Raw genomic sequence first — 11,915 nt, forward strand, 5'->3', positions numbered from 1 at the left:
GGCCGATGGAGATCCTGCAGAACATCGGCCTCGGGTTCGAGACGGCGTTCACGCCGATCAACCTGCTCTTCGCCTTCATCGGCGTGGCGCTCGGCACCGCGGTGGGCGTGCTGCCGGGCATCGGTCCGACGGCGACGATCGCCCTGCTGCTGCCGATCACCTTCGGGTTCGATCCGGTCACCTCGCTGATCATGCTCGCGGGCATCTACTACGGCGCCCAGTACGGCGGGTCGACGACCGCGATCCTGATCAACCTGCCCGGTGAGTCGTCGGCGGCGGTGACCGCCATCGACGGGCACCAGATGGCCAGGCAGGGGCGCGCCGGGCCGGCCCTGGCCACCGCCGCGCTGGGGTCGTTCTTCGCCGGCACGGTCGGCACCCTCGCCCTGGCCCTGTTCGCGGTGCCGATCTCGGAGGCGGCGCTGCTGTTCGGCCCGGCGGAGTACTTCTCGCTGGTGGTGCTGGGGCTCATCGCCTCCATCGCGCTGGCGAGCGGCTCGGTGCTCAAGGCGCTGGCGATGATCGTGCTCGGGCTGCTGCTGGGCACGGTGGGGCAGGACCTCGTCTCGGGCACCCCGCGGTTCACCTTCGGCCTCCGCGAGCTGTACGGCGGTCTGGACTTCGTCTCCCTGGCGGTCGGGCTGTTCGGCGTCGCGGAGATCCTCCGCAACCTCGAGGGCAACATCACCCGCAGCGTCGCCGTCCAGAAGGTGAAGAACCTCTGGCTCACCAGGGCCGACTTCCGCCGGATCCGCGGCCCCGTGCTCCGGGGCACGGGGCTCGGCACGGTGCTGGGCGTGCTGCCGGGCGCGGGGCACGTGCTCGCCTCGTTCGTCTCCTACTCCGTGGAGAAGCGGGTGTCCAAGAACTCGCACGAGTTCGGCAAGGGCGCCATCGAGGGCGTGGCCGCCCCGGAGTCGGCGAACAACGCGGCCGCCCAGACCCAGTTCGTGCCGCTGCTGACCCTGGGCCTGCCGGTCAGCCCGATCATGGCGCTGCTGCTCGGCGCCTTCATCATCCAGGGGATCGTGCCGGGCCCCAACGTCATCAACGAGGAGCCGGAGCTGGTCTGGGGCCTCATCGCCTCGATGTGGATCGGCAACTTCTTCCTGGTGCTGCTGAACCTGCCGCTGATCGGGCTGTGGGTGAAGATGCTGACCATCCCGTACCGGTTCCTCTTCCCGGCGATCATCGCGTTCGCGTCGATCGGGACGTACTCGATCGGCCTGAACGCCTACGACATCTACGCGATCGCGTTCTTCGGCGTGCTGGGCTACGTGCTGATCAAGCTGGGGAACGAGCCGGCGCCGCTGCTGCTGGGCTTCGTGCTCGGTCCGCTGCTGGAGGAGTACCTGCGCCGCTCGCTGATCATCTCCGACGGTGACCCGAGCGTCTTCGTCACCCGCCCGATCTCCGCGGTGCTGCTGCTGCTCGCCTTCGGCGCCTTCGTGCTGGCCGTCCTCCCGTCCATTCGCCGCAAGCGCGACGTCGTGTTCGAGGAGGAGTCCTAGGCGCCCGGCGCGGCATCACCATGCGTGACCGGTCCACCGGGGCGGCGTCCCCGATGCGTGCGACGGGTGCGCCTAGCGTGGCCGCTGAGGTGATGAGTCATGAGTGAACGCAACGGAAGCACGGCCGTCGGGACGAACACCGCGGAGATCCCGGTGGTCCGGCCGCCGGCTCCCGCCCCCGAGGCGGCACCGCCGGCGGCAGCCGGGCAGCCGGCCGCGGAGCCGGCCGCCCCGGCCGCTCAGCAGCCGGCCGCCGCACCGGCCGAGGAGCCGCAGGCCGGTGGCCCGGACGCGGCCGCCGAGGGCGACGTCGTCCCCGGCATGCACGCGACCTCGCCGGTGAGCGTCCGGCCGCGCCCGCGCATGCCGCGCCGTGGGCCGCTGACGGTCATGGGCCCCTGGGCGCCGGTCGCCGGCGGGCTGCTGGGCCTGGCGCTCGGCCTGATCGCCGTCCTGGTGCTCGCCGGGACCGCGGAGGGCTTCGCCGACCGGCTGGCCATGGTCTTCCTGGTGCTGGGCCTCGGGATGCTCGGCAGCGCGGGGATCCTGCTCGCCGACGAGGTGCGGATGATGCGCCAGCGCGCCCGGGACGCCGTGATCCGGCCGGCCTACGTCGAGGTCACCGCCGGGCTGCTCAACGGCCTCACCCCGGGGCGGCTGCTGCTGCTGGCCAGCGGGTTCGTGTTCTTCCTGGCGGCCTACGTCAGCCGCTGATCCGCCGGGCCCCGGGGTCTCCCCGGGGTCAGGCGTAGGCCTGCACGGCCAGGTAGACCGCCAGCCCCAGGCCGGCGACGGCGATGACCCGGCGCAGCGCCGCCTGCGGCGCCACCCGGACGACCCGGGGGCCGATCACGGAACCGGCGAGCGACCCGATCGCCAGCGGGAGCGCCGAGGCCCAGGCGATCGACGCGAACAGCACGAAACCGAGGGCCGCCACCGAGTTGGCGACGCCTATGACGGCGTTGCGCAGGGCGTTGCTCCGGGGCAGGCCCTCGCCGGTGGTGAGCAGCAGGGTCGCGAGCATGAGGACGCCCGCGGCGGCGCCGAAGTAGCCGCCGTAGATCGCGATGGCGAAGACCGCCAGCGGCAGCCACCACCGGTCGCGCGGCGCCCGGTGCGCGACCTCCGCGGCGAGTTCGCGCGGCGGCCGCTGGACCAGGATCGTCACCGAGGCCCCCGCGATCAGCCACGGCACGATCCGCTCGAAGCCGCCCTCCGGCGTGCGCAGGAGGAGCAGGGCGCCGGTGGCGCCGCCGAGCAGGCCGGCCAGGGCCAGCGGGAGCAGCCGCCGGCCCTGGCCCCGCAGCTCCGGCCGCGAGGCGCTCACCGAACCCACGCCGGTGAGGACCAGCGCGGCGGTGTTGGTGACGTTCGCGGTGACCGGGGGCAGACCCGTGGCCAGCAGGGCCGGGTAGCTGATCAGCGAGGCGAGGCCGGCGATGCTGCCGACGAGGCCCGCCCCGATGCCAGCGGCCACCAGGAAGGCGAACTCCAGCGGGTCCATCAGGTCAGCAGCACCACGATGGCCACGATCCCCAGGACGACGATCGCCGAGCGCAGCAGCACCGGGTGCAGCCGCCGGCCGGCGGACGCGCCGACGTACCCGCCGACCAGCGAGCCCGCGGCCACGAGCCCGGCGGCGGCCCAGTCGATCCGGTCGCCGGCGACGACGACGTAGGCCAGCGCCGCGACGGCGTTCACGGTCAGGGACAGCACGTTCTTCATCGCGTTGAGCCGCTGCAGCGACTCGGGCAGCAGCATGCCGAAGATGCCGATCTGCAGCACGCCCTGGCTGGCGGCGAAGTAGCCGCCGTAGCTGCCGGTGCCGTAGGCGGCGGCGAGCAGGGCCGCCAGCCGCCCGCGGGACAGGCGGAGCTGGTCGGGTTCCACCACGCCGGCCGCGGCCCGGCGGCGGGCCAGTGCCCGCTGGACCCAGGGCTGGACGATTACGAGCACGACCGCGAGGCCGACGAGCAGCGGGACGATCGTCTCGAAGGCCGCGGCGGGGAGGGTCAGGAGGAGGAACGCGCCGGTGACCGCGCCCAGGGCCGAGGCGGGCAGCAGCCGCACCAGCAGCCGCCCCTGGCCGCCGAGCTCGCGGCGGTAGCCGAGCGACCCGGCCGCGTTGCCCGGCACCAGCCCCAGGGAATTGCTGATCGTGGCGGTCACCGGCGGCAGCCCGACGGTCAGCAGCACCGGGAAGGTGACCAGCGTGCCCGACCCGACGACGGCGTTGATGCCGCCGGCGAAGAACCCGGCGGCTGCGACCGCCACCATCTCCCACCCCGTCATGCGCCCATCGCCGTGGAGCCTCGCACGCGGGGAGCTCCGCCACGTCCCGACGGGCGGTCGATCTCCTCACACCCGCGCGCGTTCCCGGGCACGGACGCGGTCCGGGGGATCAGTCGTGGGCGGCGACGCGCCCCAGCAGATCCTCGTCCAGCGGCCGGTCGGCGTACACCAGGCGGACGGCGGCCGGGTCGGGGTTGCCGGCGTCCGGTCCGCGCCACACCCGCTGCAGCCCGGCGCGCTCGGCTCGCCCTCGGGACTCGGCGTTGTGCTCCAGCAGGTAGGCGACGACCGGCCGGTCGGGGGCGAGGGTGTGCGCCGCGTCGATCGCCGCCGTCACGAGCTCGGCGGCCAGCCCCTTCCCCCAGGCCGCCGGGGTGAAGCGGTAGTAGAGGTTCCACCACTCCGTCCCGAGGCGGAGGGCGCAGCCGCCGGTGCCGACGACGTCACCCGCGGTCAGCGCCGTCCCGGGCAGGTCGGCGCGCAGCCGCGCCGTCCAGTAGCCGAGGCCGTCGCGGGACCAGTGGCCGACGGAGTGCTCGATGCCCTCCCTGGTGCGCTCGGGGGAGGTGTGCACCCCCGACGGCAGGTGCCGCCAGACGCCGGGGTCGGAGTGCAGGGCGTAGTGGTCGTCCAGGTCTTCCGGCACGACGGCGTCCAGCCGCAGCCGTGACGTCGTGGCGTGGCGCAAGTCCGGCGTGCTCATCGCCTCGATTCGAGCACACGGAGGTCGCCGGCAGCCCTGGCGGGTGCTGAAATTGCTGTCGTGCTCGCCACGGATCCTCCGCCCATCCGGTTGCTGCGGGTGCCGTGGGACTCCGGCCACCGGAACACCCGGATGGGTGCCGGCCCGACGGCGCTGGCGGAGGCCGGGGCCGCGTCGAGGTTGCGCGAGCGCGGCCACGCCGTCGTCGAGCAGGTGCTGGTGTCGGAGACGGGCTGGCAGGCCGAACTGGCCACCGCCTTCGAGCTGCAGCGGCTCGTGTCGGTCGCGGTGGGGCAGGCGAGGGCCGCCGGGCAAGTGCCGCTGCTCCTGGCCGGCAACTGCAACACGACCCTCGGCATGCTCGCCGGAACGGACCGGCGCGTGGGTCTGCTCTGGCTGGACGCGCACGGCGACTTCAACACCCCCGAGGCCGACACCTCGGGGTTCCTCGACGGGCAGGGGCTCGCTATGGTCGTCGGCCGGTGCTGGCAGTCGCTGACCGCGACCGTCCCGGGTTTCACGCCCCTCGCCGAGCACGACGTCGTCCTGGTCGGCGCTCGCGACCTCAGCGAGGCGCAGGCCCGGGTGCTCGAGGCGTCGGACGTGACCTGGCTGCGGCCGGCGCAGGCACGGGATCCGGCAGCGGTCGCCGTGGCTCTCGATGCCCTGGCGGCGCGGGTCGACGTCCTGCACGTCCACGTCGACCTCGACGTGCACGACCCGTCCATCGCGCCCGCGAACGACTACGCCGCACCGGACGGGCTCTCCGCCGCCGAGGTGCGGCAGGTGCTCCACCTGGCGGCCGATCGGATCCCGGTCACGTCCGCGGCGCTGGCCTCCTATGACCCCGCGCACGACGCGCACGGCCGGATGCGCGACACCGCGCTGGAGCTGCTCGAGGCCATCGCCGGACGCACGACTTCCGGCTAGCTCAGTCCTTTCGTCCGGCGTCGACGAGCCGCAGCACCGCGGCGCCCTCCTCGTCGGAGGCCTCGAGGTCGACCTCGACGTCGAAGCCCCAGTCGTGGTCCCCGGCGGGGTCGTCGACGATCTGCCGCACCTTCCACAGCCGAGGGTCGGTCTTGTCCCAGATCAGCAGCGCCGGGCCGCGGGCGTCGCCGCCGGTCCGCACCTCGTCGTGCTCGGCGAAGTAGGCCTGCACCACCTCGCCCCAGCGGTCGGCGTCCCAGCCGGCGCCGGCGTCCAGCTCGCCCAGGTCGTACCAGCGGCGCCGGGCCCACAGCTCGACGCGGCGGAACAGCGCGTTGCGCACCATCGCGGTGAACGCGCGCTCGTTGCCGGTGAGCGGGCGGGGCCGGGCGGGGACGGCGACCTCGGCCACCGCGCCGTCGTCCGGGTTGGTCAGCGCCTCCCACTCGTCCAGCAGCGAGGAGTCCACCTGCCGCACCAGCTCGCCGAGCCACTCGACCAGGTCGGTGACCTCCTCGGTGCGCGCGGCGGCCGGAACGCCGGAGCGCAGCGCCTTGAAGGCGTCGGAGAGGTAGCGCAGCACCGCACCCTCGGCCCGGGTGAGGCCGTAGGTGTTCACGAACTCCCGGAAGGTGAACGCCCGCTCCCACATCTCCCGGACGACCGACTTCGGCGAGAGCGCGCCGTCGGCGGCCCACGGGTTGGACTGCCGGTACACCTCGAAGGCGTGCCCGAGCAGCTCCTCCAGCGGCTTCGGGTAGCTGACCTCCTCGAGCAGCTCCATGCGCTCGTCGTACTCGATGCCCTCGGCCTTCATCTGGGCGACGGCCTCGCCCTTGGCCTTGTTCAGCTGCGCCGAGAGGATCTGCCGGGGGTCGTCGAGGGTGGCCTCGATGACGCTGACGACGTCCAGGGCAAATGTTCCGGAGTCCTGGGCGGACGACTCCGGGTCGAGCAGGTCGATGGCGGCGAGCGCGAAGGTCGACAACGGCTGGTTGAGCGCGAAGTCCGGCGGCAGGTCCAGCGTCAGGTCGTAGCGGCGGCCGTCGGGCTCGGGCTCGGGCAGCCGCTCGAGCACGCCGGCCTGCAGCAGCGAGCGGGCGATGCCGATCGCGTCGCGGATCAGCCGCAGCTGCTTCTTCCGCGGCTCGTGGTTCTCCGTCAGCAGCCGGCGCATGGCGGCGAACGGGTCGCCCGGCCGGTCGACGACGTCCAGCACCATCGCCGTCGTCACCCGCATGTGGCTGGTCAGCTTCTCCGGCTCGCCCTCGACCAGCCGGTTCATCGTGGCCTCGCTCCACGGCACCATGCCGTCGGGCACCTTCTTGCGCACCAGCTTGCGGCGCTTCTTCGGGTCGTCGGCGACCTTGGCGAACTGCTTAAGGTTCTCCACCTCGTGCTCGGGCGCCTGGACGACGACGGTGCCGGCGGTGTCGTAGCCGGCGCGGCCCGCCCGGCCGGCGATCTGGTGGAACTCGCGCACCTGCAGCAGCCGGGTGCGGGTGCCGTCGTACTTGGACAGCGCGGAGAACACGACGGTGCGGATCGGCACGTTGATGCCCACGCCGAGGGTGTCGGTGCCGCAGATGACCTTGAGCAGGCCGGCCTGGGCCAGCTGCTCCACCAGCCGCCGGTACTTGGGCAGCATCCCGGCGTGGTGGACACCGATGCCGTGGCGGACCAGCCGGGACAGCGTCGTCCCGAAGGCGGAGGAGAAGCGGAAGCCGCCGATCAGGTCGGCGATCGCGGCCTTCTGCTCCTTGGTGGCCACGTTCACGCTCATCAGGGCCTGCGCGCGTTCCAGCGCCGAGGCCTGGGTGAAGTGGACGACGTAGACCGGCGCCTGGGAGGTGTCCAGCAGCTCCTGGATCGTCTCGTGCATCGGGGTCGTGGCGTAGTAGTGGTGCAGCGGCACGGGGCGCTCGGCGTTGGCCACCAGCGCGGTGGGGCGGCCGGTGCGGCGGGTGAGGTCCTCGCGCAGGAAGGTGACGTCGCCCAGCGTGGCGCTCATCAGGAGGAACTGCGCCTTCGGCAGCTCCAGCAGCGGCACCTGCCAGGCCCACCCGCGATCGGGGTCGCCGTAGAAGTGGAACTCGTCCATCACCACCAGGCCGATGTCGGCGTCCGCCCCCTCGCGCAGCGCGATGTTGGCCAGCACCTCGGCGGTGCAGGCGATGATCTGCGCCCCGGCGTTGACGCTCGCGTCGCCGGTGAGCATGCCGACGTTCTCGGCCCCGAACACCCCGCACAGGGCGAAGAACTTCTCGCTGACCAGCGCCTTGATCGGCGCGGTGTAGTAGCTGCGCCGGCCGGCGGCCAGTGCCGCGTACTGCGCACCGGTGGCCACCAGCGACTTGCCCGAGCCGGTCGGGGTGGCGAGGACGACGTTCGCACCGCTGACCAGCTCGATGAGCGCCTCCTCCTGCGCCGGGTACAGCGTTGTGCCACCGGCCTCGGCCCAGGCGGCGAAGGAGGCGAACAGCTCGTCGGCGTCGCCGCCCGTGGCGCGCAGCGCGGTGAGGTCGGTCGGGTCCGCGAGCAGCGGGGGAGCGGTCGTGGTGGTCATCAGGCCCACCAGCGTGCCCGATGCCGGCCGGCTCCCGCCGAGCGAGGCCCAGGACGCGCTGATCCGAAACAGACGATAACGATCCGATAACGAGACGTGCGGAAGAGTGTGACCCGTGCCGTACTCGGAGAAGAAGGTGAACAAGAAATGAACGGAAGGTGGCTGCAAGCATGCGTGAACGTTTCTGCCCGGAGTGCCGGTGGACCGTCGTGACCGACCCGACGGGCCGGCGCCGGCTCGAGATGCGGTGGGTGCCCCTCGGTGCCACCGCCGACCAGGCCCCGGTGGCGCGCGCCGCCTGAGCCCCGGTTCAGCCCCTCGACCCGGGCGGTAGGGGAGACGCGCTGTTCGTGCGTCTCTCCCACCGCCCGGGTCGCGCGCTGTCCGGGGCCCTGGGTTCCCTGCTGCTTCCGGCGGGTAGCGCGCGGTCGAGGCCGGACCGCTCGGGTCCGGCTCCGCCACGTGTTCCGGAGGACAGCCATGTCGTCGCCCCGCCCCGAGTCCCAGCCCGCCCAGCAGCAGAGCACCCCCGGCACCCTCGGCGCGATGACGCCCAAGCCCGACCACGGCGAGGACAGCTACCAGGGCTCCGGCCGCCTGACCGGCAAGGTCGCCGTGATCACCGGCGGGGACAGCGGCATCGGCCGCGCCGTGGCCATCGCGTTCGCCCGCGAGGGAGCCGACGTCCTCATCTCCTACCTGAACGAGCACGAGGACGCGCAGGACACCGCCAAGTACGTCGAGCAGGCCGGCCGCAGGTGCGTGCTCGTGCCCGGGGACCTGGCCGACCGCGCGCACGCCAAGACCATCGTCCCGAAGGCAGTCGAGGAGTTCGGCCGGATCGACATCCTGATCAACAACGCCGCGTACCAGATGAGCCACGACTCGCTGGAGGAGATCTCCGACGAGGAGTGGGACTTCACCGTCGCCACGAACCTCTCGGCGATGTTCACCCTCACCAAGGACGCCATCCCGCACATGCAGCCGGGCGCCTCGATCATCAACTCCTCGTCGGTGAACTCGGACAACCCGAGCCCGAACCTCATCGCGTACGCGATGACCAAGGCCGGCATCGCCAACTTCACCGCCAGCCTCGCGCAGCTGCTGGCCGAGAAGGGGATCCGCGCCAACAGCGTCGCCCCCGGCCCGGTCTGGACGCCGCTGATCCCGGCGACCATGCCCGAGGAGAAGGTGGAGAGCTTCGGGCAGCAGGTGCCGCTGGGGCGTCCCGCGCAGCCCGCCGAGCTGGCGCCGGTCTACGTCCTGCTGGCCAGCGACGAGGCCTCCTACGTCTCCGGCGCCCGCGTCGCCGTCACCGGGGGCAAGCCGATCCTGTGACCGCCCGCTGTTGATCAGGTGACCTGATCGTTCCGGGTCCTGGCTCAGCACCGGTGGTGAGCCAGGACCACCAGTGCTGAGGTCACCTGATCATCATGGCGAGCGCGGCGACGTCGGTCGGGCGGACGCGGCAGCAGCCACCGACGAGCCGGGCGCCCGCGCCGACCCAGCCGGGGACCTCGGCCTCGTCGATCCCCGGCGCCCCGGCCCAGCGGCGCGCCGCGGCGTCCCACGTCTCGCCGCTGTTCGGGTACACGGCGACCGGCTTCCCGGCGGACGCCGCCGCGGCCAGGGCGGGCCCGACCGCCTGCGGCGCGGTGCAGTTGATGCCGACCGCCACGACCCGGTCCAGCCCGGCGGCCATCGCGAAGACGTCGGCCGCCCGTTCCCCCCGGCGGGTGCGGGCGACACCGTCGTCGTCCACCGCCGTGGTCAGCGACAGCCAGATCGGCACCCCGAGGGCCTGCGCCTCCAGCAGCAGCGCCTCCGCCTCGGCCGCGGCCGGCACCGTCTCGCACGCCAGGACGTCGGCGCCGGCCTCGGCGAGCAGCTCCATGCGGGGGCGGTGGAACTCCCGCAACCGGTCGACGCCGACGTCGGCCACGTAGCCGCCGGTGTACTCGGACCCGTCGGCGAGCATCGCGCCGTACGGGCCGACCGAGCCGGCCACCCACCCCTCGCCCTGTCCCTCGCCCTGCCCCTCGCGGGCCAGCGCCACCGACGAGGCGATCAGCCGGCGGGCCGCCGCGGCGTCCACGCCCGCCGCGGCGAACCCCTCCACGGTGGCCTGGTAGCTCGCCGTCGTGGCCACCTGCGCGCCGGCTGCGGCGAACGCCGCATGGGCGGCGACGATCGCCGCCGGGTCGTCGCGCAGCAGGCGAGCCGACCACAGCGACGAGGAGACGTCGTGCCCGCGGGCCTCGAGCTCGGTGGACAGCCCGCCGTCGAGCAGCACCGGCCCGGCAGCGAGGGCAGCGGCCAGATCAGGCATGGAGGCCATCCTCCCGCGGTACCTGCGCACGCATGGTCTTCATCTGGAGCAGCGGCATGGGCCCGCGCCGGCGGCGTCCCCGACGCGGGTACGGCGGCTACCGCGGGCACTACGCGGGGCACTACGGGCCGGGCTACGGCTACGGGCGGGGCTACGGGCGGGGCCGCCGCGGCGGCAACGACTCCTGCCTGCGCGACCTGCTGTTCCTCAACACCGGCTGCTGCCTGGCCAACGCGATCGGCTGCGGCCTGGAGCTGATGCTCGTGGCCCCGCGGTCGCTGCCGGCGATCCGCGCCCAGCAGCGAGGCACCGGCCTCGCGGCCCGGCTGATCGCCGCCGTCCGCTACTACCAGCGCGAGATCAGCCCGAAGCGCCGGCCGTGCTGCCGGTACACGCCCACCTGCTCGACGTACGCGGTCCAGGCGCTGGAGACCCACGGGGCCCTGCGCGGCTCGTGGCTGACGCTGCGCCGGCTCGTGCGCTGCCGCCCCGGCGCTGCCGGTGGGGCGGACCCGGTCCCGGTCTGACCGGCGGCGGGGAGTCGCCTACGGTCGCCCGGTGACCCCCACCGGCGCGCGCACCTGGCGGGACCCGAGGTGGCGGGCCGCCGCTCTGGCCTGGGCGGCCGAGCAGCTGGCGCGGGCCGGGCTGGTCCCCGCCGGGAAACCGGAGCAGCCGCACGTGCGCGCCTGGTCCACCGCCTTCCGCATCCCGCTGCGCGGCGGGGGCGCCGTCTGGCTGAAGGCGGTGGGGCCGGGCTCGGTGCAGGAGCCCGTGCTCGCCGAGGCGCTCGGCCGCTGGGTGCCGCAGCAGGTGCTGGTGCCGCTCGCGGTCGACCGGGAGCGGCGGCTGCTGCTGCTCCCCGAGGGCGGCCCGACCCTGCGGGAGACCGGCGCGGACCTCCCCGCCTGGGCGGCGCTGCTGGCGGGGCACGCCCGCCTGCAGGCCGAGGTCGCGCGTCATGCCGACGAGCTGGTCGGCCTCGGCGTCCCCGACCACCGCCCGGAGCGGCTGCCCGCACTCGTGGCGGACCTCCTGGCCGACCACGGGGCGCAGCGCTCCGGCCACCCGGAGGGGCTCGCCGACGACGTGCGCGCCCGCGTGCTGGCCGGGCTCGGCGGCTACGCGGCGGCCTGCCGGGAGCTCGCGGACGGCGGCGTCCCGGCGAGCGTGCAGCACGACGACCTGCACGACGGGAACGTCTTCGCCGGCGACGGTCTGCACCGGGTCTTCGACTGGGGCGACGCCTCGGTCTCGCACCCGTTCCTCGTCCTGCTCGTCGCCCTCCGCTCGGCAGGTGGGGTGCTGGGCCTGCCGCCGGGGGACCCTGGGATGCTCCGGCTGCGCGACGCCTACCTCGATCCGTGGCTGGACCACGGCAGCGCCGCCGAGCTGCGCGAGCTGTGCGACGTGGCGCTGCGCGTCGCGCCGCTCCAGCGGGCGCTCACCTGGCGCCGGATCCTGCGCGGCGTGCACGAGGCCGAGCGCGCGGAGTGGGCCGGCGCGGTGCCCGGCTGGACCGCCGAGCACCTCGCCCCGGGCCCACTGGCGCCAGGCGGCTGAACGCGTCGGCCACACTGTCCC

Annotated in this window: 12 protein-coding genes; 7 read left to right on the plus strand and 5 right to left on the minus strand. The window is 74.0% G+C overall.

Features of this window, described 5'->3' with window-relative positions; genetic code table 11:
- The first annotated feature begins 5 nt into the window (after nucleotides 1–5).
- A complete protein-coding gene (locus BD833_RS18550) occupies nucleotides 6–1,511 on the plus strand; it encodes a tripartite tricarboxylate transporter permease (RefSeq protein WP_166534635.1) in 1,506 nt (501 codons plus the stop codon).
- A gap of 99 nt (nucleotides 1,512–1,610) precedes the next feature.
- A complete protein-coding gene (locus tag BD833_RS18555) occupies nucleotides 1,611–2,225 on the plus strand; it encodes a hypothetical protein (RefSeq protein WP_166534636.1) in 615 nt (204 codons plus the stop codon).
- A gap of 28 nt (nucleotides 2,226–2,253) precedes the next feature.
- Here the strand turns inward: BD833_RS18555 and BD833_RS18560 are convergent, their stop codons facing one another.
- From BD833_RS18560 to BD833_RS18570, 3 genes are all read right to left on the minus strand, one after another.
- Complete coding sequence (locus BD833_RS18560) at nucleotides 2,254–3,015, minus strand: sulfite exporter TauE/SafE family protein (RefSeq protein WP_166534637.1); 762 nt, start codon at nucleotides 3,013–3,015, stop codon at nucleotides 2,254–2,256.
- On the minus strand, nucleotides 3,015–3,803 hold the full coding sequence (locus BD833_RS18565) for a sulfite exporter TauE/SafE family protein (RefSeq protein WP_166534638.1): 789 nt from the start codon (nucleotides 3,801–3,803) through the stop codon (nucleotides 3,015–3,017). The genes BD833_RS18560 and BD833_RS18565 overlap by 1 nt, the downstream gene beginning before the upstream one ends.
- A 109-nt stretch (nucleotides 3,804–3,912) precedes the next feature.
- The gene (locus BD833_RS18570) at nucleotides 3,913–4,506 is read right to left on the minus strand and encodes a GNAT family N-acetyltransferase (protein WP_166534639.1); all 594 of its coding nucleotides are present in this window, start codon (nucleotides 4,504–4,506) and stop codon (nucleotides 3,913–3,915) included.
- A gap of 60 nt (nucleotides 4,507–4,566) precedes the next feature.
- On the opposite strand from BD833_RS18570, the gene BD833_RS18575 reads away from it, so the two are divergent.
- Nucleotides 4,567–5,436, plus strand: a complete 870-nt coding sequence (locus tag BD833_RS18575; protein ID WP_166534640.1) for an arginase family protein — start codon at nucleotides 4,567–4,569, stop codon at nucleotides 5,434–5,436.
- Nucleotide 5,437: 1 nt separating this feature from the next.
- On the opposite strand, the gene BD833_RS18580 is transcribed toward BD833_RS18575, so the two are convergent.
- Entirely contained in the window at nucleotides 5,438–8,002 is a 2,565-nt protein-coding gene (locus tag BD833_RS18580; RefSeq protein WP_166534641.1) for a DEAD/DEAH box helicase, read from the minus strand.
- Between the two features lie 170 nt (nucleotides 8,003–8,172).
- On the opposite strand from BD833_RS18580, the gene BD833_RS23330 reads away from it, so the two are divergent.
- Together BD833_RS23330 and BD833_RS18585 are read left to right on the plus strand one after the other, a co-directional pair.
- The gene (locus tag BD833_RS23330; protein WP_279536032.1) at nucleotides 8,173–8,304 is read left to right on the plus strand and encodes a hypothetical protein; all 132 of its coding nucleotides are present in this window, start codon (nucleotides 8,173–8,175) and stop codon (nucleotides 8,302–8,304) included.
- Between the two features lie 178 nt (nucleotides 8,305–8,482).
- Nucleotides 8,483–9,340, plus strand: coding sequence for an SDR family oxidoreductase (locus BD833_RS18585; RefSeq protein ID WP_166534642.1), 858 nt, complete (start codon nucleotides 8,483–8,485; stop codon nucleotides 9,338–9,340).
- Between the two features lie 82 nt (nucleotides 9,341–9,422).
- On the opposite strand, the gene mmuM is transcribed toward BD833_RS18585, so the two are convergent.
- Entirely contained in the window at nucleotides 9,423–10,331 is a 909-nt protein-coding gene (gene mmuM, locus BD833_RS18590; RefSeq protein ID WP_166534643.1) for a homocysteine S-methyltransferase, read from the minus strand.
- Between the two features lie 32 nt (nucleotides 10,332–10,363).
- On the opposite strand from mmuM, the gene yidD reads away from it, so the two are divergent.
- On the plus strand, nucleotides 10,364–10,858 hold the full coding sequence (gene yidD / locus BD833_RS18595; protein ID WP_166534644.1) for a membrane protein insertion efficiency factor YidD: 495 nt from the start codon (nucleotides 10,364–10,366) through the stop codon (nucleotides 10,856–10,858).
- 31 nt (nucleotides 10,859–10,889) lie between these two features.
- Entirely contained in the window at nucleotides 10,890–11,894 is a 1,005-nt protein-coding gene (locus BD833_RS18600) for an aminoglycoside phosphotransferase family protein (RefSeq protein ID WP_166534645.1), read from the plus strand.
- Nucleotides 11,895–11,915 lie beyond the last annotated feature (21 nt).

Source organism: Blastococcus xanthinilyticus (assembly GCF_008124835.1).
Taxonomy (GTDB): domain Bacteria; phylum Actinomycetota; class Actinomycetes; order Mycobacteriales; family Geodermatophilaceae; genus Blastococcus; species Blastococcus xanthinilyticus.

Coding starts and splice junctions, on each gene's coding strand:
- BD833_RS18550 (WP_166534635.1), top strand. CDS start 6: ATGGAGATCCTGCAGAACATCGGCCTCGGGTTCGAGACGGCGTTCACG.
- BD833_RS18555 (WP_166534636.1), top strand. CDS start 1,611: ATGAGTGAACGCAACGGAAGCACGGCCGTCGGGACGAACACCGCGGAG.
- BD833_RS18560 (WP_166534637.1), bottom strand. CDS start 3,015: ATGGACCCGCTGGAGTTCGCCTTCCTGGTGGCCGCTGGCATCGGGGCG.
- BD833_RS18565 (WP_166534638.1), bottom strand. CDS start 3,803: ATGACGGGGTGGGAGATGGTGGCGGTCGCAGCCGCCGGGTTCTTCGCC.
- BD833_RS18570 (WP_166534639.1), bottom strand. CDS start 4,506: ATGAGCACGCCGGACTTGCGCCACGCCACGACGTCACGGCTGCGGCTG.
- BD833_RS18580 (WP_166534641.1), bottom strand. CDS start 8,002: ATGACCACCACGACCGCTCCCCCGCTGCTCGCGGACCCGACCGACCTC.
- BD833_RS23330 (WP_279536032.1), top strand. CDS start 8,173: ATGCGTGAACGTTTCTGCCCGGAGTGCCGGTGGACCGTCGTGACCGAC.
- BD833_RS18585 (WP_166534642.1), top strand. CDS start 8,483: ATGTCGTCGCCCCGCCCCGAGTCCCAGCCCGCCCAGCAGCAGAGCACC.
- mmuM (WP_166534643.1), bottom strand. CDS start 10,331: ATGCCTGATCTGGCCGCTGCCCTCGCTGCCGGGCCGGTGCTGCTCGAC.
- yidD (WP_166534644.1), top strand. CDS start 10,364: ATGGTCTTCATCTGGAGCAGCGGCATGGGCCCGCGCCGGCGGCGTCCC.